The organism is Lactobacillus melliventris (assembly GCF_013346935.1).
Lineage (GTDB): Bacteria > Bacillota > Bacilli > Lactobacillales > Lactobacillaceae > Lactobacillus.
The window spans coordinates 131,130-150,347 of the sequence record NZ_JAAEEB010000003.1 but is presented as its reverse complement, the minus strand read 5'-3'; the positions used below and the strand labels follow the sequence as shown (position 1 = coordinate 150,347).

The window sequence follows — 19,218 nt, the reverse complement described above, 5'->3', positions numbered from 1 at the left end:
TGTTTCTCCTGCTATCTCCCAATATCATTATTTTAAAGCCTCTTATAAATTAAAGTTATCCCCGCTACACGCTAGATTTGTTTGAGATAAATTTTGTCAATAACATGGCCAGCAGTTTTATGCAAAATCAAACTGGCACGCTGTTTGGTAGGGGCAATATATTCCCGCAAATTAACCAAATTTACCATTTGCCAAGTTTCTTGTGCAAACCTAAGAGCTTCATCCCGTGGCCCATTAGCCATTTCATAATAAAAGTTATGTGGATTATTTTTATTGAGCTCCATCAGTCTGACAAAACGCTGCATGAACCATTTTTCAATCAGGTCTTCTGGTGCATCAATATAAATCGAAAAATCGAAAAAGTCGCTGGTTACAATTTGACCATTGGTAGGCAGTTGCAACGTGTTAATTCCCTCAATAATTAAAATATCAGGCTCACATACGTGTCCATATTTTCCGGGAACAATATCACTTAACTCCTGAGAATATAGTGGGTAAACAATGTCCTTCTTGCCACTTAAGACATCTTGTAAAAAATTAATAAGCAAGTTCATATTATAACTTTCGGGAAAACCTTTGCGGTCGGTTAAATTGCGCCTGGTTAATTCTTGATTGGAATAAATAAAACCATCTGTAGTCATTAAGTGCACTTTTAAACCTGGATATGAACGACTAAGTAATATTTGCAAAAGCCGTGCAGTAGTTGATTTCCCCACTGCTACAGAACCTGAAATACCAATAATAAAGGGGGCGCTTGCAACTTTTTGGTGTAAAAAAAGCCCTTGCTTTTGCTGCAAAGTCCGCTTTTCTTGATAGACTAAATAAAGATACTTGATTAAACTGTCATATACCTCTTGCACATCAGTTAAATTGATAATATCTCCTAAAGATTTAATCTTAGCCAATTCATCTTGAGTTATTTTAACCGGTTCAGTGGCAGACAATGACTGCCATTCTTCTCTATTAAACTGTAAATAATTTTTCATCCTAGATATCCTTGAATTTTAATTTTTATAATATAGTAAAATAAAAACATAAAGTTCTTTAATTAATTTCCTTAATCATACAGAAAGGCAAAACTATGAAAAAAATAATCTTATTTGGTGACTCCCTGTTTAATGGTTATCGTGCTGGTCATGATACTAAAATAGTAACTACTGGCGTGCAAAAAGAGTTTGCTGATCAAGCTCTAATTAGCAACTTATCTTTAAGTGGTGCCACAACAGCTCAAGGCAAGCAGCGTTTAAACTTAATTCCAACAGATTCTGCCATAGTGGTCCTTGAATATGGTACAAACGACATGTCTACTGGTTGGGGAATCAGTAGTGCTGAGTATGCCGCCAATCTTAACGACATGGTTAAAAGTATTGGTGCTTCGAAAATGATTATTGTAGGTCCTGCTTATGAGGATCCTAATAATAAGTATATTATGCAATACTACAATCACCAAAATATGACAATTTATAATCAAATCGCTGCAGATTGTGCCCGCAAATATAACATTCCTTTCATTAACTTGATCGCTAATTTTTGTCAGTTAGAAAACTTATCTTCATATTACCAAGAAGATGGACAGCATCTTACAGCTGCAGGAAATCAAATCTTAATTAACCTGGTAGTAGCGTCAATTAAACAAAAACTTGCACAATTGTAGTGCAAGTTATTATCTTTATAAATCCTTATACATCATTACATGCTTAATATCAGCTTCTGTAAAAGGCTCACCTTTAGTATGGTAGCCTAAAAAGTCGTAGAAGGGCTTAGCCTGCCATTGTGCATGACAATAAAGGCGGTCAACTCCCTGATTACGCAAGTATTCGTGAACCTGAGTCATCATTTTGGTACCCAGTTTTTGCCCGCGGGCCGCTGTAGCAACTGCCACTCTGCCTACCAGCCACTTGTCTTTTTCTTGAAAAATGCGGCAAACAGCCAGAGCGTTTGTTTTTTGATCATTCAGTAAATAGACTTGAATAGCGTCCAAATCTTCGTCATCCAGCTCGGGTACAGTAATTTCCTGTTCCGTTACAAATGTATCTATCCGCAAACGAGCAACGCAAAACATTTCCCGCCCAGTCATTTGCGCAACTGTTTTAAACGTAAATTTTTCACTTTCAGTCATAGAATCACCTATTTTTCTATATACGTTTCTGGGTCTACTTCAAGAAGTGGGCTCTTTTCGTTTGCATAAATAATATCAAGCTTGTACATTGCACGAGAAGTAATTGTGTAGACAAGTTGTGTTTCATCAATGCGATGATAATTTTCTTTCGAAGCAGCCCACATAATGACTGCGTCAAATTCCAGACCCTTAGCCAAATATGACGGGATGACAAGAGTACCATCTACCAAACGTTGATTGGCAGTAGCAATTAGCGTCGCCTTCACCCTATCCTCTTTTAGTTGCTGCGCTACAATTTTCGCGCTGGCTAAATCTTTGGTGATGATCGCTGTTGTCAATTTGGCTTGATCATTTTCACTTAAAATTTGTTCTAATACCTGCATAGCAGCAGTATTATTGGACCGCCCCCACAGAACTGGTTTAGGTCCTTGACGGTTAAATGATTCAATTTTTTCGCCTTGCCGCAAAATTTGTTTGGTAAATTCTGTCAGTTGCTTAGTTGAGCGATATGATTTGGTTAATTGCACCACATCCGTTTTTTCAGGATCAAACAGACCACTAATCTGCTTAAGCAGGCTCCTGCTTTCGTCTTTAGTAAAAATAGCCTGATTTAAGTCACCCAGCATCGTAAATTTGGCGCGGGGAAAATTATACTTGAGATAACAAAGTTGAAACGGAGTATAATCTTGAATTTCATCAATAAAAGCATAGCGCATTTCATAATCCACGTGACGACCCGTAATTAGATCATAAAGATACAAATACGCTGAAACATCATTCATATGAATATAATGTTTCATAAAGCTTTGCTTAACATCTTCAACATGTTTTTCCCAGTCTTTTTCGCTAATTTGCCATTTAGCTAAATCAGTCATTTTAGGAACTGCACGTAAAAAGCTCAGATATTGGGCACGCATGTTAATAAAATTATTGCGTCTTATTTGCTGGAAAACTTTTTCCAGTGCTTTGACCACGATTTTACGGCTGAGGAATTTTTCTTCTTTTTCTTCAGATTCAAATTCTTGGTCCGGTCGATCATACAAAGCATTCAATTGTTCCTGGCTGAGGTTTTGAATTGCATCCGATACCCACGCCTTTTTAGTTTCACCATTAATTTTACGATTAAGTGACTTAATTAATTCCTCACGTGTAGCGTCAATTCTGTTGCTTAAATTATAGTTGGAATTAAATGAATAGTAGAGCTCACTGATTTTTTCTTTCGTAAAAAATGGTTTCTTTTTATTGCGGAAGTAAATATTTTTAAAAATTACCCCCCGATTATTAAGGTGCTTAGCATAATGATGTAACAGATTAAAGAAGCTGGTAGAGTCCTTAAACTGACTGATAGCAGAATCAGCTGCGCTATCTTCAAATTGGTCAAACAAGTTTTCGACTGTCATTCCCGGCAGTCTTCTCGCCACAAACTGCCAATAGGTCATTTGCACCATGTTTTGTTCACCCATTTCAGGTAAAACATTCTTGATGTAATCGTTAAACAATTGGTTTGGACTGAACATAATAACGTCACTACTAGTGAGGTTGCCCCGATAGCGATAAAGCAGGTAAGCTATTCTTTGCAAGATGGCAGAAGTTTTACCAGAACCAGCTGCACCTTGAACAAAAAGCAAGTCGGCACTGGTATTTCTAATGATCTTATTCTGCTCACGCTGAATAGTAGTCACAATTGATTTCATCTGGGTGCCGGATTTTTCACCCAAAACTTCCAGCAACATTTGATCGCCAATGGATTCATTGGTATCAAACATATTAACGATCTTGCCATCCTTAATCATGAACTGCCGCTTTTTAGTCATATCAACGGTAATTTCACCTTCAGGTGACATATAAGAAACTTTCCCAATTTTCCCATCATAATAAATTGAAGAAATTGGTGCCCGCCAATCATAAATCAGAAAATGGTTATTTTTATCAGCAAAGGAGCCCAAACCAATATAAATAGTCTCTGGCTTCTCCTTGTTCTCTTTAAAATCTACTCTGGCAAAATATGGCCTTTGTTCTAACTTTTGCACTGTACTCAGTTGCTTTGCGGCATGCTGCCAGGCATTTTGACGTTCATCAAGCAGCTGTTGCTGTTGGTGAATAGACAATGCAGTTTCCATTGACGTTGAATAACCGTCATAATCTAGTTTTACATCATCAAAAAAGTGTGAATTAAGATCTTGGGCCTCACCTTCAGCGGACTTAATTGACGAAGACAACTCGGACTTTTTAGCTCTAATCATTTTCAAAATCCGGTCGAGATGTTTTTGCTCAAATTCTTTATCATCCATCGCTTTTGTCATAAACTCACCTATTTTTTCAAAACTTGCATTCTATTTTACCATGAAATCGGTTTATATTAAAATCCTGCACTTATTTTTTCAACCAGTAAAATAGGGGCAATTAAGATAATTTAGGCAGTTTATGACTATAATTTAATATGCTAAAGTTAGTAAAATATGATACTTTCACCATTTTTCTTATATAATGTAAGATAATGGAGTGATTAAAGTATGAAAAATTTTCGTCATTTTTTCTCTAAATTAGCGTGTGCACTAGTTGCAATTCTGACAATTGGAAGTGCAATAACTCCCGTTGCTGATAACCCTTTAACTAACTGGTCTTCGCAGACTGTTTATGCTAAAAAGGCTAAAAAGAAAAAAAGTAAAAAAAGTAAAAAGAAGCATGTCGCTGTTGCAACTTCTTGGCGCTGGAAAAAGCCCACAGCTTCGGTCTACATTGATCTTAATGATAATCAAGAACTGATTTCCGCTACTAATGACGCGATTAAAGCATGGAATGATACTAAAGCCTTTACTTTTACCCAAGCTAAAAGCAAGAAAAATGCTAAGATTGTGATAGAGCAGATTTACAGTCCCAACACGAACTATGCCGGTTATACTACCTTTCATTATTACGTTAAAACCGGGATTATGTACTCTGCTTTAACCAGGCTAAACATTTATTATTTACAAAATTTCTCACCATATAATTATACGTATCAACGCATTCTTAATACTGTTGAACATGAATTGGGACATGCAATAGGTCTTAAACATAATAATGGCGTTTCGGTAATGTATCCAACTGGTTCGCTCTACTCAATTGAACCCGTTGATGTTGCCAAGGTTGAAAAATTATACGGGAAATAAGTTAAAAATTTGCGAGGAGTAAAATGAAAAGAATATATATTGTGCGTCACGGTGAAACCTATATTAATCGCTATAACAAAATGCAGGGCTGGTGTGACACACCACTAACAGAAAAAGGAATAGCAGGCGCAGAACAAGTGGGAAAAGTTCTGAAAGACATTCCTTTTGATATTGCCTTGTCAAGTGATCTTAAGAGAGCAAGTGATACTTGCGATATTATTATTAAGCACAACGTTAATCATGATGAAATTCAACACATTGCCAGCCCATTTTTCCGTGAGCATTTTTACGGCTATTTTGAAGGTATGGATTCGGATGCTGCTTGGCAAATGATTAGCGGCCCACATGGTTACACCAGCCACGCAGAAATGCTTAAAAATGAATCTCTAAACACTGTTAAAGATTGGATTAAAGAAGCTGACCCGTTTCATGACGCTGAGAATGCCCATGAGTATTGGCAAAGACTAGATAAAGGTTTTAAATTAATCAGCCAGTTAGATGGCGCAGAAAACATCTTACTTGTTACTCATGGCTTTACCATCCACAGCATTGCTGATCGCTACGGAGATTTTGAAATTAAAAAGCGGCCTCGTAACGCTTCAATTACCATAATGAATATGACGGATAAAGAAATGAAAATTGTTTCATATGACAAACTGAAACTGTAATATTTTCTTTAATTATAGGAGAAAATTTATGCAATTAGAAAATGAGCACTCGGAAATCACTGACAATTTAAACAACTGGAATGACCGTGCTGTTGTACATGCAAATGGTGGCTATGGCGATCTCACTCAGTTTGTTAAAGATAAAAGTGCCGTTACTACAACTGTTAAGCGTGACTTCGCCGTACTCAAGCCATACTTATCTCATAATACGGTTAAAAACAAACGACTACTTCATCTGCAATGCCACATTGGTGATGATACTCTTAGCTGGGCACGTCTAGGTGCTAAAGATGTATATGGCCTTGACTTTTCACCTGTAGCTTTAAAATATGCTCGCAAGCTAGCTAATGAGGCTAATACTCCAATCACCTATGTAGAAGGTGACGCCCGTTATGCCGCCAAAGCTTTACCAGAAAAAACAGGTAAATTTGATATAATCGTAACAAGTGCCGGTACGATTACCTGGCTACCGGAACTAAAGTCTTGGGCACAATCAATTGCGCAATTATTAGCGCCCGGTGGTATTTTTATGATTCGCGATAATCATCCACTACTGTTTGCACTGGATAATGCTGGACTGGAAATTAAGTTAAATTACTTTAGTGGCACTGAAAATACCTACGAATCAGATGCTTCATATACCTCAAATTCTACTGGAAAAATTAAACATCAAACTAATCATAATTGGGCGCATGATTTTGCAGAAATTATTAATACATTAATTAATGCTGGTTTGACTATTAAAAATGTCGGAGAACACCAGGTTAGTGATTGGCAGTCTTTACCTTCATTAATCTATGATAAAGCCCAAGAAGGCTGGATACAACCAACAAATTTACCGCAAGTGCCATTAACCTTTTCAGTAGTAGCACAAAAGCTTTAATAACTGCTATTTAATACTTCGAATTTTTTTCGAAGTATTTTTTATTTTACTTTTAAGTATATATTTTTATAAATAAAATATTGATTTTACTTTTTAAAAAATATATACTTTATGTGTAATTTGTAAACACTTGCATAAAAGGAGTGCGACTGAATGAAAGAACAAAGAAAGTTGCCAAAAAGCTTTTTTTGGGGGAATTCCGTTTCAAGTATGCAAACCGAGGGCGCTTGGAACGAAGATGGAAAAGGTTTATCAGTCTATGATATTCGCCAGCCTTCTGCCAACACGTCAGACTGGCATGTAGCAATCGATGAATACCATAGATATAAAGAAGACCTCGATATCATGAAAGAAATGAATATGAATATGTATCGTATTCAAATTTCATGGTCACGAGTTTGTCCAAACGGAGATGGTGCATATAATGAGAAGGGCATCGAATTTTATGATCATTTAATTGACGCTATGCTGGAGCGCGGAATCGAGCCAATGGTTTGTCTCTATCATTTTGATATGCCGCTTAAACTAGCTCAAGCATACAATGGTTTTATTTCAAAACATGTTGTTAATGCTTTTATCAGATTTGGCAAAAAAATGATTGATCATTTCTCTGATCGCGTTAAATACTGGATTGTATTCAATGAGCATAACTTATATTTCCAAGACCAAGTCTTCAATATTTCTGGATACCAAAATGGCGATAAAAGCTTATCTGACATGTATACCATTTTTCACCACACAATGATGTGTCATATAAAGTTAGCCAACTACATTCATGAAAACTTTACTGATGTCAAGATTGGCGGTATGTTAGCCTACCAACAAATTTACCCGCAGACCAGCAAGCCCGAAGATGTTTGGGCAGCTAAACAAGTGCAAGAATTTTTAAATTTTAATATTTATGATGCTGATACGGGTCGGGGGTACTCCCCAGAAGTCCTACAATATGCTAAAAATAATGACATTAATATGGACATAACTGAAGAAGACATAGCTGATATGAAAAAGGCACAAGCTGATTTCCTCGCTTTTTCTTATTATTCTTCATGGGTGTTGTCAAGTGATCATCTTCCAAAAGGCGAAGCACCTAACCGCTACTTATTACAAGGTGGTGTACCGGCAAAATACGTTAAGACGAATGAATGGGGCTGGGCAATCGACCCCCTTGGTTTTAGAAATGCAATTGCTACTATGTACAATCACTACCATATCCCGATTTTTCCTATAGAAAATGGCATTGGCCTGAGAGAAAAGTGGGATGGGCAACACACGATTCAGGATGATCAGCGTATTGACTATCACCGAGAGCACATCAAAGCTATGAAAGATGCAATTTTTTTAGATGGTGCTCAAGTTTTAGGGTATTTAGGCTGGGGGTTAATAGATATTCCCAGCTCTCAGGGCGATATGGAAAAGCGCTACGGGACGGTTTACGTCAATAGATCAAATCATGATATAAAAGATTTAAAAAGAATACCCAAAAAATCATTTTATTGGTTTCAAAAAACATTTAAAAATAATGGAGATGAATTATAATGGCTAATCAAGAAAAATCAGGTTTCAGTGCCTTTATTAACAAAAAGATATTGCCTCCAATAATGAAATTCGTTAACACTAAAGCAATAGTTGCCTTACAAAATGGTATGGTCTATTCACTACCGTTTATCATTATTGGGTCAATATTTTTAATTCTCGGCAATATTCCAATCCCTGCAGTTGCTAATGCAATTAATGCGTCAGGCTGGGGTGCTTTCTTTGCCCAGGCAAATAACACTACTTTCCAGTTGATGGGTTTATGGGCAGCTATTGGTATAGCTTATGTCTATGTTAAAAACGAAAAGTTTGAACCTTTAGCACCGGCCTTAACTTCTGCAGCTGTATTTATCATGTTACAGAATTTAAGTATAGATAATCCCCTCAAAGCTGCTTTGGCTGGCGGAATTACTAATGGTAATACTACAATCATGACTGGTAAGGCCGTTACTGAAAACATTGACAAATTACCACATGCTTTACAAGCATTTTTGCAGTCACCGGTTACTGGCGTTATTAATACTAAATGGCTCGGTGGCGACGGGATGATTGCCGCTATCATTATCGGATTACTTGTTGGCTGGATTTACAGCAAAATTATGAAAGCCGGCTGGACTATCAAGATGCCCGAATCTGTCCCACCCGCAGTATCCAATCAGTTTACTGCAATGATTCCAGCTGGGATTATTCTCATTGGAGCAATGTTAATTTTTGCAGGCTTTAGTTCATTTGCACACACCGACTTTTTGAACTGGATTTACAACACATTACAAATCCCACTGCAAGGAATATCAGACTCATTTGGTGGAGCGCTGGCAATCGGATTTTTAGTTCCGTTCTTCTGGTTCTTTGGAGTTCATGGTGGCTTAATCATGGGTTCTTTAGTTGCACCAATGCTACAAGCCAATACTGCTGACAATGCTCGACTATTTGCGGCAGGAAAATTGACATTTGCCAATGGTGCCCACATTGTTACTAATGAGTTTTATAACAACTTCATTAACCTGACCGGTTCAGGAATAACAATTGGCTTGATCGTATTTTGTTTAGTAGCAGCAAGATCTGAACAACTAAAATCAATTGGTAAACTGGAACTAGTTCCTGGTATTTTTAATATTAATGAACCATTTTTGTTTGGTATACCTATCGTGATGAATCCTATGCTGGCTGTGCCATTTTTCTTAACGCCAGTAATAGTGGCAGCTTCAACATATTTCGTAATCAAACTGGGAATTGTACCTCCTCTTAATGGAGTAGCGGCACCGTGGACAACACCGGCAGTTATTTCCGGATTCTTAATAGGCGGTTGGAAGATGGCTATTTGGCAGGCCTGCACATTACTAATTTCGACAGCCGTCTATTGGCCGTTTGCAAAGAAGTACGATAAAATGTTATTAATGCAAGAACAAGAACAAGTATCAAATAAATAAGTAAAAAGATGTCACAAATAATGCTAAACTTATATGTGACATCTTTTTTATAATAAAAATCAAAAAATTTAGCAGAATAGTGGTGACTAAAAAATGGCAAAGGCAAAATATTTAGCTGTTGTTCAAACTATTGTTAGTAGAATTAAAGCTGGCACCTATCAGCCTGGGGACTTGTTACCTAATCAACAAACATTAGCTAATGAACTAGGAGTTAGTCGATTAACCGTCAAAAAAGCTTTAGACGGCTTGGAGAGAAAAGGGATAATTTATAAGCAGTCTGGTTTAGGCACTTTTGTATCGAGTGCTATCCCTATTCGCAGTAAAATTGATTCCCCGGCCAATGTGTTTACCGGCTTAATGGAATTGATGAAAACAGATGATATTAAAAGTAAAATTATTAAGTTCTCTGTTGGTTTCCCTAATAAACAAATTCAAAAAAACCTTAATTTAACTAGCTCTGACCCGGTTTATAATATCATTCGCCTAAGACTTGTAGATGATAATCCTCTTGTCATTGAGCATACTTATATGCCAGTTAATTTAGTTCCCAACTTAAATACTGATATTTTGCATTCATCCATATATAATTACATTCACCAAAACTTAAAGCTAAAATTTGGTCATGCGTATCGCAAAATCAAGGCTACCAAATCTGATGAATATGATCAGAAATATCTGGCCGCCAAAAAAGATGACCCTATGCTTGAACTAGAACAAATAGTTTGGCTAACCAATGGTAAGCCCATTGAATATTCAATTAGCAGAAATCGGTACGATCAACGAGATTATACGATTATAGAAAATATCAGGTTTTAAGAATGAAGTACTCAAATTCATGAGGCTAATATTTTGAAAACAAAAAGGCTCACATCATAAATGTGGGCCTTTTATTATTTTTTTAACAAAATTATTCAGTTTTAAAAGTTTTCCCTACTTTACCGTTGATTAATTCCTCTACTGCTAGTGGCTTTTCAGGATTATGATTTTTATCAACATTAATTTTGCCAGTTACGCCAATGAAGTTTTGAATATTGCTTAACCCTTTAGCAATTTTGGCTGAATCATCAGATTTTTCATTTTCAATTGCTTCCTTGATCATATATACAGCATCATAAGCTAAAGCTGAAAAGGTTGGTGCTTCTTCATGGTAACGCTTCTTAAAATTCTGCATAAATTTAGAAGCTGTCGGATCTTTAGCAGCTACTTGAGTTGAAAATGGTGTTGTGTAGTAGATTCCGCTTGCGTTTTTAGCTCCAGCTATCTGAGCCAGTTTCGGATCAGCCATGCCATCGCTGCCAATAATTGGCACTTTAATTCCGATTTGACGTGCTTGTTTAATGATTAAACCCACTTCAGTGTAATAACCAGGAACATAAATAGCATCAACCTTCTTTGCTTTAAACGAAGTTAAAACAGCGTTAAAGTCCTTGTCACCTTCTGAAAAAGTTTGACTATCAACAATTTTACCTTTATATGCTTTCTTAAATGCTTTAGCCAGACCATTGCCGTAATCACTTGAGTTATCACTGTAAACGGCTACTCTTTTTGCCTTAACGTTATTCATTACAAACTTGGCAGCACTGCTACCTTGAAAGTTATTTTGGTAGCATGCTCTAAAAACAAATGGCTGTACTTTGCCATTCTTTTGTAAAGTGTAATTCGGATCCGTCGCTGAAGGACTGACACTTGGCACTTTTGCTTTAGTAATATTAGGTATTTCGGCTGTACCCGCATTGGTAGTGGCCGGTCCCACGATTGCCGCAACTTTATCTTTATTAGTTAGTTGGGCTGCAACAGAAGCAGACGTAGCAATAGCTGTTTTATTATCACGCACAATGAGCTTAATTTTCTTCTTTTGACCGTTAACGTCAATGCCGCCCTTTTTATTAATTTCACTAACGGCTAGTTCAATTCCCTGCTTTTGAGCATTGCCATAGCCAGCTGCAGCTCCAGACAATTCCATGTTAACGCCAATCTTGACAGTTTTATTATCCTGTTTAGTACCAGTACTGCCACTACTTTTTGCTACAGTACAGCCTGCCAGCATGAAAGCCGCCACACCAGTAACAACAACACTCATTACTTTTTTAATACCACTAATATTATCCATCTTTTAGTTCCTTTTCTCTCTAAAATTAATTAAAATGCCAACCAAAAAGCCTCATTCAATTCAATGAATGAGGCTCAAATTATTAATTAGTTAAACCCCAATCATTGACACGCAAACTAGGGCTTAACTGCTTTTAAATTACATAATGTAATTCATACACGTTAAGTCCTGCGCTCCAACAACAAGGCAACTAAATTCTGAATTTGAAAGATATTAATATTGTTTTGTTTGTTTAAATATTTCGTTGTCATCAAAATTACCTCCTCAGAATTTTAAGTAAACTTTATGCGTTTGAACGTGTGACTTAATAATGAATTATTCTCACAGTCATTACAACAGTTTTATTATGTACTAGCCACCAAAGTATACTTTCTGCACCTCTGGGTTAGCTAATAGTTCTTGACCGGTACCACTTAATTGCACTACACCGGTAGCCAACACATGGCCCCGATCTGCAATTGACAATGCTTGTTTAGCATTTTGTTCAATTAACAAAATAGTCGTACCTTTTTCGTTTAGTTCTTTAATAATTTTAAAAATTTCTTGAATATATAAGGGTGATAAACCCATTGAAGGCTCATCAAGTAGTAACAATTTAGGCTTAGCCATTAAGGCACGCCCCATTGCCAACATTTGCTGTTCACCACCAGATAAAGTGGCAGCATCCTGACTTCGTCTTTTTTGCAAAATTGGGAAACGCTCAAAAATCTCTTTATACGTTTTAGAAACTTCGTCATGATTTTTTTGTAAAAATGCACCCATCTGCAGGTTTTCCATTACAGTCATGCCAGCAAAGATATGCCGACCCTCAGCTACTTGTGAAATACCCGCATTCACAATTTGCGGTGCACTTTTATGATCAATTTCTTCTCCAAGGTAAAAAATTTGACCGCTTTTAGGTTTAAGTAAACCAGAAATGGTTTTAACAATAGTTGATTTGCCAGCACCATTTGCACCAATCAGGGTTACAATTTCACCCTGGTTAATTTCAAAGCTGACATTCTTGACAGCCTGAATAACACCATAATTTACAGACAGGTCACGAACTTCTAACATTGCCATCTAGTCATCACCCTCTCCTAGATATGCTTCTATAACTTTAGGATTTGCTTTGATTTCTTCAGGTGATCCGGTAGCCAGTATTTCACCTTGATCAAGTACGTAGATCCTTTCCGCCAAGTTCATGACCAAAGACATATCGTGTTCAATCAGCAAAACCGTGATTTGGAATTCTTTTTGAATATACTTAATAAGGTTAGTCAAATCTGCCGTTTCCTCAGGGTTCATCCCCGCCGCTGGTTCATCCAAGAAAAGAATCTGCGGATGTGTTGCTAATGCTCGAACTATCTCTAGACGTCTTTGCGTTCCATAGGGCAGGTTTTTGGCTAGAGTTTGCTCATTTTCTGTCAAATCAAAAATTGCCAGTAATTTTTGGGCGGCTGCTCTCATTTCCTTTTCGGTTTTATAGAAACTCGGTAAGCGAAAAACTGTTGTTAAAAAGTTTTCCTTATATTCATTTGTCATTGCAGTTAAAACATTATCCATTACTGTTAAGTCTTTAAATAAGCGAATATTTTGAAATGTCCGGGACAATCCTAAATCTGCTATTTGAACTGCACTTTTATGGGTTAAATCATAATTTTGATCATCAACTTGTAAATTAATCTTTCCGCTAGTAACTTGCACCATGCCGGTTAGCAAGTTGAACAAGGTAGTTTTACCAGCACCGTTAGGTCCAATCAAGGCAACTAGTTCGTGCTTGTCCAGATGGAGTGAAACATCATTAACGGCAGTCAACCCACCAAATTTTCGCACTACGTGGTCAACATCTAATAAGTGTGGCATATCTAGCTCCTTTCCTTTTTACCGAAGTGGCGGGTTAAATTTTTAAGGGAGAATTCCCAGTTACCTAAAAGTCCCGATGGCTTGAAAATCATGATTAATATTAAAACTATAGCATAGATCACCATTCTTAATGCACCAAAGCTTTGTAAAACGGTGTCTAAAACTCCTAAAACGATTGCTGCTACAAATGTGCCAGTCATACTGCCAACACCACCCAAAACAACAATAACCAGTATAGAGATTGATTCCATAATGCCAAAGTTTGAAGGTGAGATTGTTTGTAAGAATGAAGCATGGAGACTGCCGGCAATTGCAGCTGTCGCGCCTCCTAAGACAAAAGCAGCTAATTTCCATTTGGTAGTATTAATACCCATTGCTTCAGCAGCTATTTCATCTTCCCGCACAGCCTTAATTGCTCGACCATTTTTCGAACGAATAAAATTCGTCAAGATAATTGTAGTTACACAAACTAAAATATAAACAGTAGGCCATGAACATAATTGCGGAATATTGTACAATCCGGCTGCTCCACCAGTAATTTTCAAATTATTAATGACATTCCGAATAATCTCAGCTGCTCCTAAAGTAGCAATTGCTAAATAATCACCCTTTAAGCGAATGAAGGTAGCCGTCCCAATAATTGCTGCAATGATAATAGCTAAAAGTACCCCTACGAACATTGAAACTAAGAAGCCAGCTTCACTACTCATACGTTGAGTAATAATTGCAGTAGCGTATGCTCCTATTGCCATAAAACCTGCATGACCAAGAGAAAATTGACCACTGAAGCCTATAATCAGGTTCAAGCCAGTTGCTAAGATAATATTTATTCCAATCGTGACCAGCATGTTTTCAATAAAATCATCTATGACGCCAACCATTATCAGCGCATTGATTAGGTAAAATCCACCTACCATTAATAACAGCCACGACAAAATGTATTTCCAATTCGATTTCATTTTGCCACCTACACCTTCTCTTTAGTATTTTTGCCAAAAATGCCAGCAGGTAAGAAAAGCAAAATAACAATTAATACCAGATAAACGACTGCATCTTTATATGCCGACAAGCCAATTGACTGGAAAAATGTCTCTAAAATTCCGATTAAGAAGCCACCAAGAGATGCTCCAGGTACTGAACCAATTCCGCCTAAAACGGCAGCCACAAACGCCTTAATACCAGGCGTCATTCCCATTAAAGGATCAATTTGGTTATAATACATTCCAATTAAAATACCTGCAGCACCAGCTAAAGCAGAACCTAAAGCGAAGGTAAATGATATTGTATGATTAACATTAACACCAACTAATTCAGCTGCAGCGGGATCAACAGAAACTGCCCGCATCGCTCGACCCATCTTAGTTTTTTGAATAATCAGCTGTAATGAAACCATTAAAATCAAGGCGGTAACTAAAATCAAAATTTGAACGTTTGAAATTTGCACCCCACCAATATTGTAATTAACTTGTTCAATTACTTGCGGAAAACTACGAGCATTTGAACCGACAAAATATGACATACCATTTTCTAGTAAGAACGAAACACCAATAGCCGTAATCAATACTGCTATTCGAGGTGATTTACGTAGTGGTCGATAAGCAAAATATTCAATCACTACACCAGAAACTGCACCAATAATCATTGCAGAAAGCAGTGCTGTAATAAAGTTAAAATGCCAAGCATTAATCACATAGTAAGCAAAGAATGCACCTAACATATAAATATCGCCATGAGCAAAGTTAATTAAGTTAATAATGCCATAAACCATGCTATAGCCTAAAGCCAGCAAGGCATAAATTGATCCTAGTGACAAGGCATTAATGATTTGCTGTAAAACTGTTTGCAAATTTAAGCACTCCTTTTATTTTTATTTACTCAACACGAAACGAGTCGCTTACTTTACCATTAGTCAATTTTTCAATAGCGATCGGCATTTCAGGATTATGGAACTTATCCATGGTAATTCTACCGGTAACACCATCAAAGTCTTTTATCTTAGCCAGACCTGCAGCAACTTTAACGGAATCATCAGATTTTTGTTGCTCAATAGCTGCTTTTACTAAATAAACTGCATCATAAGCCAAAGCTGAAAATGTTGGCGCTTCGGAATGATAACGAGCTCTATATGCTTTGATAAACTTAGCAGCTTTTGAATCTGGGTTTTTAGCAGCTACATTGGTTGAAAATGGCGTGGTGTAATAAATATTAGTTGCATTTTTAGCACCTGCTATTTGAACTAGTTTCGGATCACACATTCCGTCACCACCAACGATTGGAGCTTTTAGACCCATCTGACGTGCTTGCTTTATGATTAAACCAAGCTCTGTGTAATAGCCGGGTACATAAATAGCATCGATCTTCTTAGATTTAAATGAAGTTAAAACAGCGTTGAAGTCTTTATCACCGGCAGAATATGTTTGACTGTCCACAATTTTGCCTTTATAAGTTTCCTTGAAGGCTTTAGCTAAACCAGTGCCATAATCACTGGAGTTATCAGCATAGACAGCTACCCGTTTGGCTTTCAGCTTATTGTCGACGAACTTAGCTGCGCTCTTTCCCTGGAATGTATCTTGGAAGCAGGCTCTGAAGGCATAAGGTTGCACTTTGCCGTCCTTCTGTTTAGTGTAGTTTGGATCAGTTGCGGATGGACTAACGCAGGGAACAGAAGCCTTGGTAACATTAGGAATTTCTGCCGTACCGCAGTTAGTAGTAGCTGGCCCTACAACTGCAGCCACTTTATCCTTGGTTACCAATTGTGCAGCGACTGAAGCCGAAGTAGCAATTGAGGACTTGTTATCACGGATAAGCAACTTAAGCTTCTTCTTATGCCCATTGACGTTAATTCCACCAGCCTTATTAATTTCAGAAGCGGCTAGAACTATACCTTGTTTTTCGGCACTGCCGTAGCCGGCAGCAGTACCAGACAACTCAATATTAATCCCGACCTTGACTGTATCTTTATCTTGGTGTGTACCCTTGCCTCCCCCGCTTTTTGCTACTGAACAGCCTGCTAACGCTAAGCCAGCCATTCCCAACGTCAGGACGCGCAACATTTTCTTTGAAAATTTATTCATCATTTTCTCCTTATAAATAGCTTGGTAACCAAAAACCTCATTCACTTAATGAATGAGGCTTTAGTCAATTATTGGTCAAGCCCCATTCATTAGACGCAAACAAGGGCTCAACATGTAAAATTACTAGAAGTAATCTATTCAAGCTAAGTCCTACGCGACAACAACAAGGCAATTAAATTTTGGGCAATAATATTTTTAGCATTACTTCGCATATTTAAATATTTAGCTTTCATTAAAATCACCTCCCAAAATTTAATTTAATACTTAGAATTATAAAAAAAGAACATTAGCATGTCAAGATAAATTTACAATTATTTTTAGCAAAGCTTTAAGATTCTTCTATTAAATTTATTCTTAGAAAAATTCGTTGATTCCCCACCATCATAAATAGTGCCAAATAAACATGTGATTTTATGAGCTTTATGGTAAAATAGAATTATTGAGGAGGCATAAATATGTTTGCTACGGTTTTTTACTGGATTATAATTGCTGCTACCGGTCTTTGGGGAATATGGTCAGCAGCCTGGTCGATTATATATGTTGCTAAACATGAAAATGGCAACTTATGGATTTTTGCAATTATTAATGTTTTGATTTTAGCTTTAATAGGTCTGGCTGATTTAATCTATAGTACTGAAGGAAATCAGTGGTACTGGTTTGCTTCTACTAGGGCAGACATTAGTCTTTTGGTATATATGCTGATGGCTTACTGCGCTCTGGTGATTTTACAAGTCATATTTGGTTTCACTCGTAAACCTAAAAAGGCATAGATCTAAAATTAACAATTAATTTAGCTAACTTTTAAATATTTTCATCAAAATAAAAGAGGTTGAACTGTTTTGACTCCTAATTTGGAGGTCATAGCAAACATTAAGTCAACCTCTTTTTTTATAATTAACAATTTCTGGTAAGCATTTTACGGACAATATCAGCGACCTTTTCATATCCAGGATACTCGGCAAAGTTTTTCTCAAGTAGCGCCAATGCGCTATTTGTAAAGTCATTTGCTAAATCTTGTGCATGCCTAATTCCACCCAATTCACTCACCAGAAGGTCAATTTGCTCCAATTGAGCAGAATTCAGTTTCTTACCCTTCTTAACTAAATCCCTCAATTTACCAGAAGAATCTTTTTTCAGTGCAAAAATCAGGGGACCAGTATAAACACCGTTAACCACATCTGATAATACCGGCTTTTTTAATTCAGCAGTAGAAGCGGTGTAATCTAATATATCATCCCGCAGTTGAAATGCCTGACCAAATAGCACACCTACTTGCTGAGCACTTCTGGCCAGTCTTTTACTAAGTCCACCTTCTAGAGCACCAATATAGCAGGCATAACCAAATAAACTAGCCGTTTTGCCCCGAATTTGTTCAAGATATTCTTCTTCCGTAATTGTAATATCATATTCATTACCAAACTGAGTGGTTTCACCTGCAAGTATTTTTTGCATAGTGCTGCCGTTTGCACGCAGATTTGTTATCTTTGAAGTGTTTTCACTTAGCAGCTGTAATGACAAAGCAAATAAGAAGTCTCCAGCATATAGTGCTATAGTTTTACCGTATTTGGCTTGAACCGATGCTCTGCCCCTTCTAACATTTGAATTATCAATGATATCGTCATGAATTAGAGTGGCATTGTGCAGTATTTCAATCGAACCGGCAATATTAATTAATTTCTGTTCCCTCTTGCTTTCACCCATTTCTCCAAATAATAAAACAAAACTAGGACGTAATTGCTTGCCAGGCTTAGAAAACGCATATCTGACTGCTTCTCCCAGTTTACCTTTTGGCGTCCGGATATTTTTTTGAATTGTATTTTGGACTTGCTGTAACTCTTTTTCTAGCCTTGACATGTTAATTACCTTTATTAATTATTCCTTTGATAAAACTCAATGCATCAACATAATGCAATAAGTAGCTGCTGACAAGACCAACTATTGTTCCAGAAAGAATTCCGAATACTGTCAATAAAGGCAAATACAATAAAATATATTTACTATGTGCTAGCAGCACTGCAATTAATAATTGACCAAAATTATGACATACGCCGCCAAGAATTGATACCCCCATTATGCTGATAAATCTGGGAACCAGCGGTAAAAACAATTTCATTAAAAACAGACTTAAAAATGACCCTGCTGCAGCGAATAAAAAGGTACCAGTACCTCCTGTCATCAGAGCAGTTAGCACCAGGCGCAAAAATGTCAGTAAAATACAATTATTAAAAGGTAAAATCATTAATGCGATCATCGTTATAATATTAGTTAAACCAAGCCTGGCACCAGGTGCAAAGAAAAAGGGCGAAGGAAACATTTGCTCAACAACACTAAGAATAATTCCTTGTGAGCATAGAATTCCTGTAAACACATATGTGCGTAAATAATTATTTGTTTCAGTCATAAT

At 36.9% G+C, this 19,218-nt stretch carries 19 protein-coding genes; 8 read left to right on the top strand and 11 right to left on the bottom strand.

What is annotated here, in order from left to right; all coding sequences use genetic code 11:
• Positions 1-71: 71 nt before the first annotated feature.
• A complete protein-coding gene (coaA, locus tag GYV61_RS03680) occupies positions 72-986 on the bottom strand; it encodes a type I pantothenate kinase (protein ID WP_174794837.1) in 915 nt (304 codons plus the stop codon).
• A gap of 95 nt (positions 987-1,081) precedes the next feature.
• On the opposite strand from coaA, the gene GYV61_RS03675 reads away from it, so the two are divergent.
• Complete coding sequence (locus GYV61_RS03675; protein ID WP_174794836.1) at positions 1,082-1,654, top strand: SGNH/GDSL hydrolase family protein; 573 nt, start codon at positions 1,082-1,084, stop codon at positions 1,652-1,654.
• A 15-nt stretch (positions 1,655-1,669) separates the two neighbouring features.
• Here the strand turns inward: GYV61_RS03675 and GYV61_RS03670 are convergent, their stop codons facing one another.
• Both GYV61_RS03670 and helD read right to left on the bottom strand, forming a co-directional pair.
• Positions 1,670-2,119 carry a GNAT family N-acetyltransferase gene (locus GYV61_RS03670; protein WP_174794835.1) on the bottom strand — a complete coding sequence of 150 codons (450 nt, stop codon included), beginning with the start codon at positions 2,117-2,119 and terminating at the stop codon, positions 1,670-1,672.
• Positions 2,120-2,127: 8 nt separating this feature from the next.
• The gene (gene helD / locus GYV61_RS03665) at positions 2,128-4,422 is read right to left on the bottom strand and encodes an RNA polymerase recycling motor HelD (protein WP_174794834.1); all 2,295 of its coding nucleotides are present in this window, start codon (positions 4,420-4,422) and stop codon (positions 2,128-2,130) included.
• Between the two features lie 210 nt (positions 4,423-4,632).
• On the opposite strand from helD, the gene GYV61_RS03660 reads away from it, so the two are divergent.
• The 6 genes from GYV61_RS03660 (at position 4,633) to GYV61_RS03635 (ending at position 10,601) form a co-directional block, all read left to right on the top strand.
• Positions 4,633-5,271, top strand: a complete 639-nt coding sequence (locus GYV61_RS03660; RefSeq protein WP_174794833.1) for a M57 family metalloprotease — start codon at positions 4,633-4,635, stop codon at positions 5,269-5,271.
• A gap of 23 nt (positions 5,272-5,294) precedes the next feature.
• Positions 5,295-5,939 carry a histidine phosphatase family protein gene (locus GYV61_RS03655; protein ID WP_174794832.1) on the top strand — a complete coding sequence of 215 codons (645 nt, stop codon included), beginning with the start codon at positions 5,295-5,297 and terminating at the stop codon, positions 5,937-5,939.
• 28 nt (positions 5,940-5,967) lie between these two features.
• Positions 5,968-6,822 carry a class I SAM-dependent methyltransferase gene (locus GYV61_RS03650; RefSeq protein ID WP_174794831.1) on the top strand — a complete coding sequence of 285 codons (855 nt, stop codon included), beginning with the start codon at positions 5,968-5,970 and terminating at the stop codon, positions 6,820-6,822.
• Between the two features lie 153 nt (positions 6,823-6,975).
• Positions 6,976-8,358, top strand: a complete 1,383-nt coding sequence (locus GYV61_RS03645; protein ID WP_174794830.1) for a glycoside hydrolase family 1 protein — start codon at positions 6,976-6,978, stop codon at positions 8,356-8,358.
• Complete coding sequence (locus GYV61_RS03640) at positions 8,358-9,785, top strand: PTS sugar transporter subunit IIC (protein WP_110445511.1); 1,428 nt, start codon at positions 8,358-8,360, stop codon at positions 9,783-9,785. Before GYV61_RS03645 ends, GYV61_RS03640 begins: the two co-directional genes overlap by 1 nt.
• A 93-nt stretch (positions 9,786-9,878) precedes the next feature.
• Entirely contained in the window at positions 9,879-10,601 is a 723-nt protein-coding gene (locus tag GYV61_RS03635; protein ID WP_174794829.1) for a GntR family transcriptional regulator, read from the top strand.
• Between the two features lie 91 nt (positions 10,602-10,692).
• Here GYV61_RS03635 and GYV61_RS03630 read toward each other — a convergent pair whose 3' ends face one another.
• The 6 genes from GYV61_RS03630 to GYV61_RS03605 form a co-directional block, all read right to left on the bottom strand.
• Complete coding sequence (locus GYV61_RS03630) at positions 10,693-11,895, bottom strand: ABC transporter substrate-binding protein (protein WP_420870799.1); 1,203 nt, start codon at positions 11,893-11,895, stop codon at positions 10,693-10,695.
• A 351-nt stretch (positions 11,896-12,246) separates the two neighbouring features.
• The gene (locus tag GYV61_RS03625; RefSeq protein WP_174794940.1) at positions 12,247-12,951 is read right to left on the bottom strand and encodes an ABC transporter ATP-binding protein; all 705 of its coding nucleotides are present in this window, start codon (positions 12,949-12,951) and stop codon (positions 12,247-12,249) included.
• A 6-nt stretch (positions 12,952-12,957) separates the two neighbouring features.
• The gene (locus GYV61_RS03620; RefSeq protein WP_174794828.1) at positions 12,958-13,740 is read right to left on the bottom strand and encodes an ABC transporter ATP-binding protein; all 783 of its coding nucleotides are present in this window, start codon (positions 13,738-13,740) and stop codon (positions 12,958-12,960) included.
• Between the two features lie 2 nt (positions 13,741-13,742).
• Positions 13,743-14,699, bottom strand: a complete 957-nt coding sequence (locus GYV61_RS03615) for a branched-chain amino acid ABC transporter permease (RefSeq protein WP_174794827.1) — start codon at positions 14,697-14,699, stop codon at positions 13,743-13,745.
• Positions 14,700-14,707: 8 nt separating this feature from the next.
• A complete protein-coding gene (locus GYV61_RS03610; RefSeq protein ID WP_174794826.1) occupies positions 14,708-15,586 on the bottom strand; it encodes a branched-chain amino acid ABC transporter permease in 879 nt (292 codons plus the stop codon).
• A 25-nt stretch (positions 15,587-15,611) separates the two neighbouring features.
• Entirely contained in the window at positions 15,612-16,817 is a 1,206-nt protein-coding gene (locus tag GYV61_RS03605; protein ID WP_420870798.1) for an ABC transporter substrate-binding protein, read from the bottom strand.
• A gap of 452 nt (positions 16,818-17,269) precedes the next feature.
• Between GYV61_RS03605 and GYV61_RS03600 the strand changes: the two genes are divergently transcribed.
• Complete coding sequence (locus GYV61_RS03600; RefSeq protein ID WP_174794824.1) at positions 17,270-17,584, top strand: hypothetical protein; 315 nt, start codon at positions 17,270-17,272, stop codon at positions 17,582-17,584.
• Between the two features lie 124 nt (positions 17,585-17,708).
• Here the strand turns inward: GYV61_RS03600 and GYV61_RS03595 are convergent, their stop codons facing one another.
• Both GYV61_RS03595 and GYV61_RS03590 read right to left on the bottom strand, forming a co-directional pair.
• Entirely contained in the window at positions 17,709-18,668 is a 960-nt protein-coding gene (locus tag GYV61_RS03595) for a polyprenyl synthetase family protein (RefSeq protein ID WP_174794823.1), read from the bottom strand.
• Between the two features lies 1 nt (position 18,669).
• Entirely contained in the window at positions 18,670-19,215 is a 546-nt protein-coding gene (locus tag GYV61_RS03590) for a Gx transporter family protein (protein WP_174794822.1), read from the bottom strand.
• Positions 19,216-19,218 lie beyond the last annotated feature (3 nt).

Coding starts and splice junctions, on each gene's coding strand:
- coaA (WP_174794837.1), bottom strand. CDS start 986: ATGAAAAATTATTTACAGTTTAATAGAGAAGAATGGCAGTCATTGTCT.
- GYV61_RS03675 (WP_174794836.1), top strand. CDS start 1,082: ATGAAAAAAATAATCTTATTTGGTGACTCCCTGTTTAATGGTTATCGT.
- GYV61_RS03670 (WP_174794835.1), bottom strand. CDS start 2,119: ATGACTGAAAGTGAAAAATTTACGTTTAAAACAGTTGCGCAAATGACT.
- helD (WP_174794834.1), bottom strand. CDS start 4,422: ATGACAAAAGCGATGGATGATAAAGAATTTGAGCAAAAACATCTCGAC.
- GYV61_RS03660 (WP_174794833.1), top strand. CDS start 4,633: ATGAAAAATTTTCGTCATTTTTTCTCTAAATTAGCGTGTGCACTAGTT.
- GYV61_RS03655 (WP_174794832.1), top strand. CDS start 5,295: ATGAAAAGAATATATATTGTGCGTCACGGTGAAACCTATATTAATCGC.
- GYV61_RS03650 (WP_174794831.1), top strand. CDS start 5,968: ATGCAATTAGAAAATGAGCACTCGGAAATCACTGACAATTTAAACAAC.
- GYV61_RS03645 (WP_174794830.1), top strand. CDS start 6,976: ATGAAAGAACAAAGAAAGTTGCCAAAAAGCTTTTTTTGGGGGAATTCC.
- GYV61_RS03640 (WP_110445511.1), top strand. CDS start 8,358: ATGGCTAATCAAGAAAAATCAGGTTTCAGTGCCTTTATTAACAAAAAG.
- GYV61_RS03635 (WP_174794829.1), top strand. CDS start 9,879: ATGGCAAAGGCAAAATATTTAGCTGTTGTTCAAACTATTGTTAGTAGA.
- GYV61_RS03630 (WP_420870799.1), bottom strand. CDS start 11,895: ATGGATAATATTAGTGGTATTAAAAAAGTAATGAGTGTTGTTGTTACT.
- GYV61_RS03625 (WP_174794940.1), bottom strand. CDS start 12,951: ATGTTAGAAGTTCGTGACCTGTCTGTAAATTATGGTGTTATTCAGGCT.
- GYV61_RS03620 (WP_174794828.1), bottom strand. CDS start 13,740: ATGCCACACTTATTAGATGTTGACCACGTAGTGCGAAAATTTGGTGGG.
- GYV61_RS03615 (WP_174794827.1), bottom strand. CDS start 14,699: ATGAAATCGAATTGGAAATACATTTTGTCGTGGCTGTTATTAATGGTA.
- GYV61_RS03605 (WP_420870798.1), bottom strand. CDS start 16,817: ATGATGAATAAATTTTCAAAGAAAATGTTGCGCGTCCTGACGTTGGGA.
- GYV61_RS03600 (WP_174794824.1), top strand. CDS start 17,270: ATGTTTGCTACGGTTTTTTACTGGATTATAATTGCTGCTACCGGTCTT.
- GYV61_RS03595 (WP_174794823.1), bottom strand. CDS start 18,668: ATGTCAAGGCTAGAAAAAGAGTTACAGCAAGTCCAAAATACAATTCAA.
- GYV61_RS03590 (WP_174794822.1), bottom strand. CDS start 19,215: ATGACTGAAACAAATAATTATTTACGCACATATGTGTTTACAGGAATT.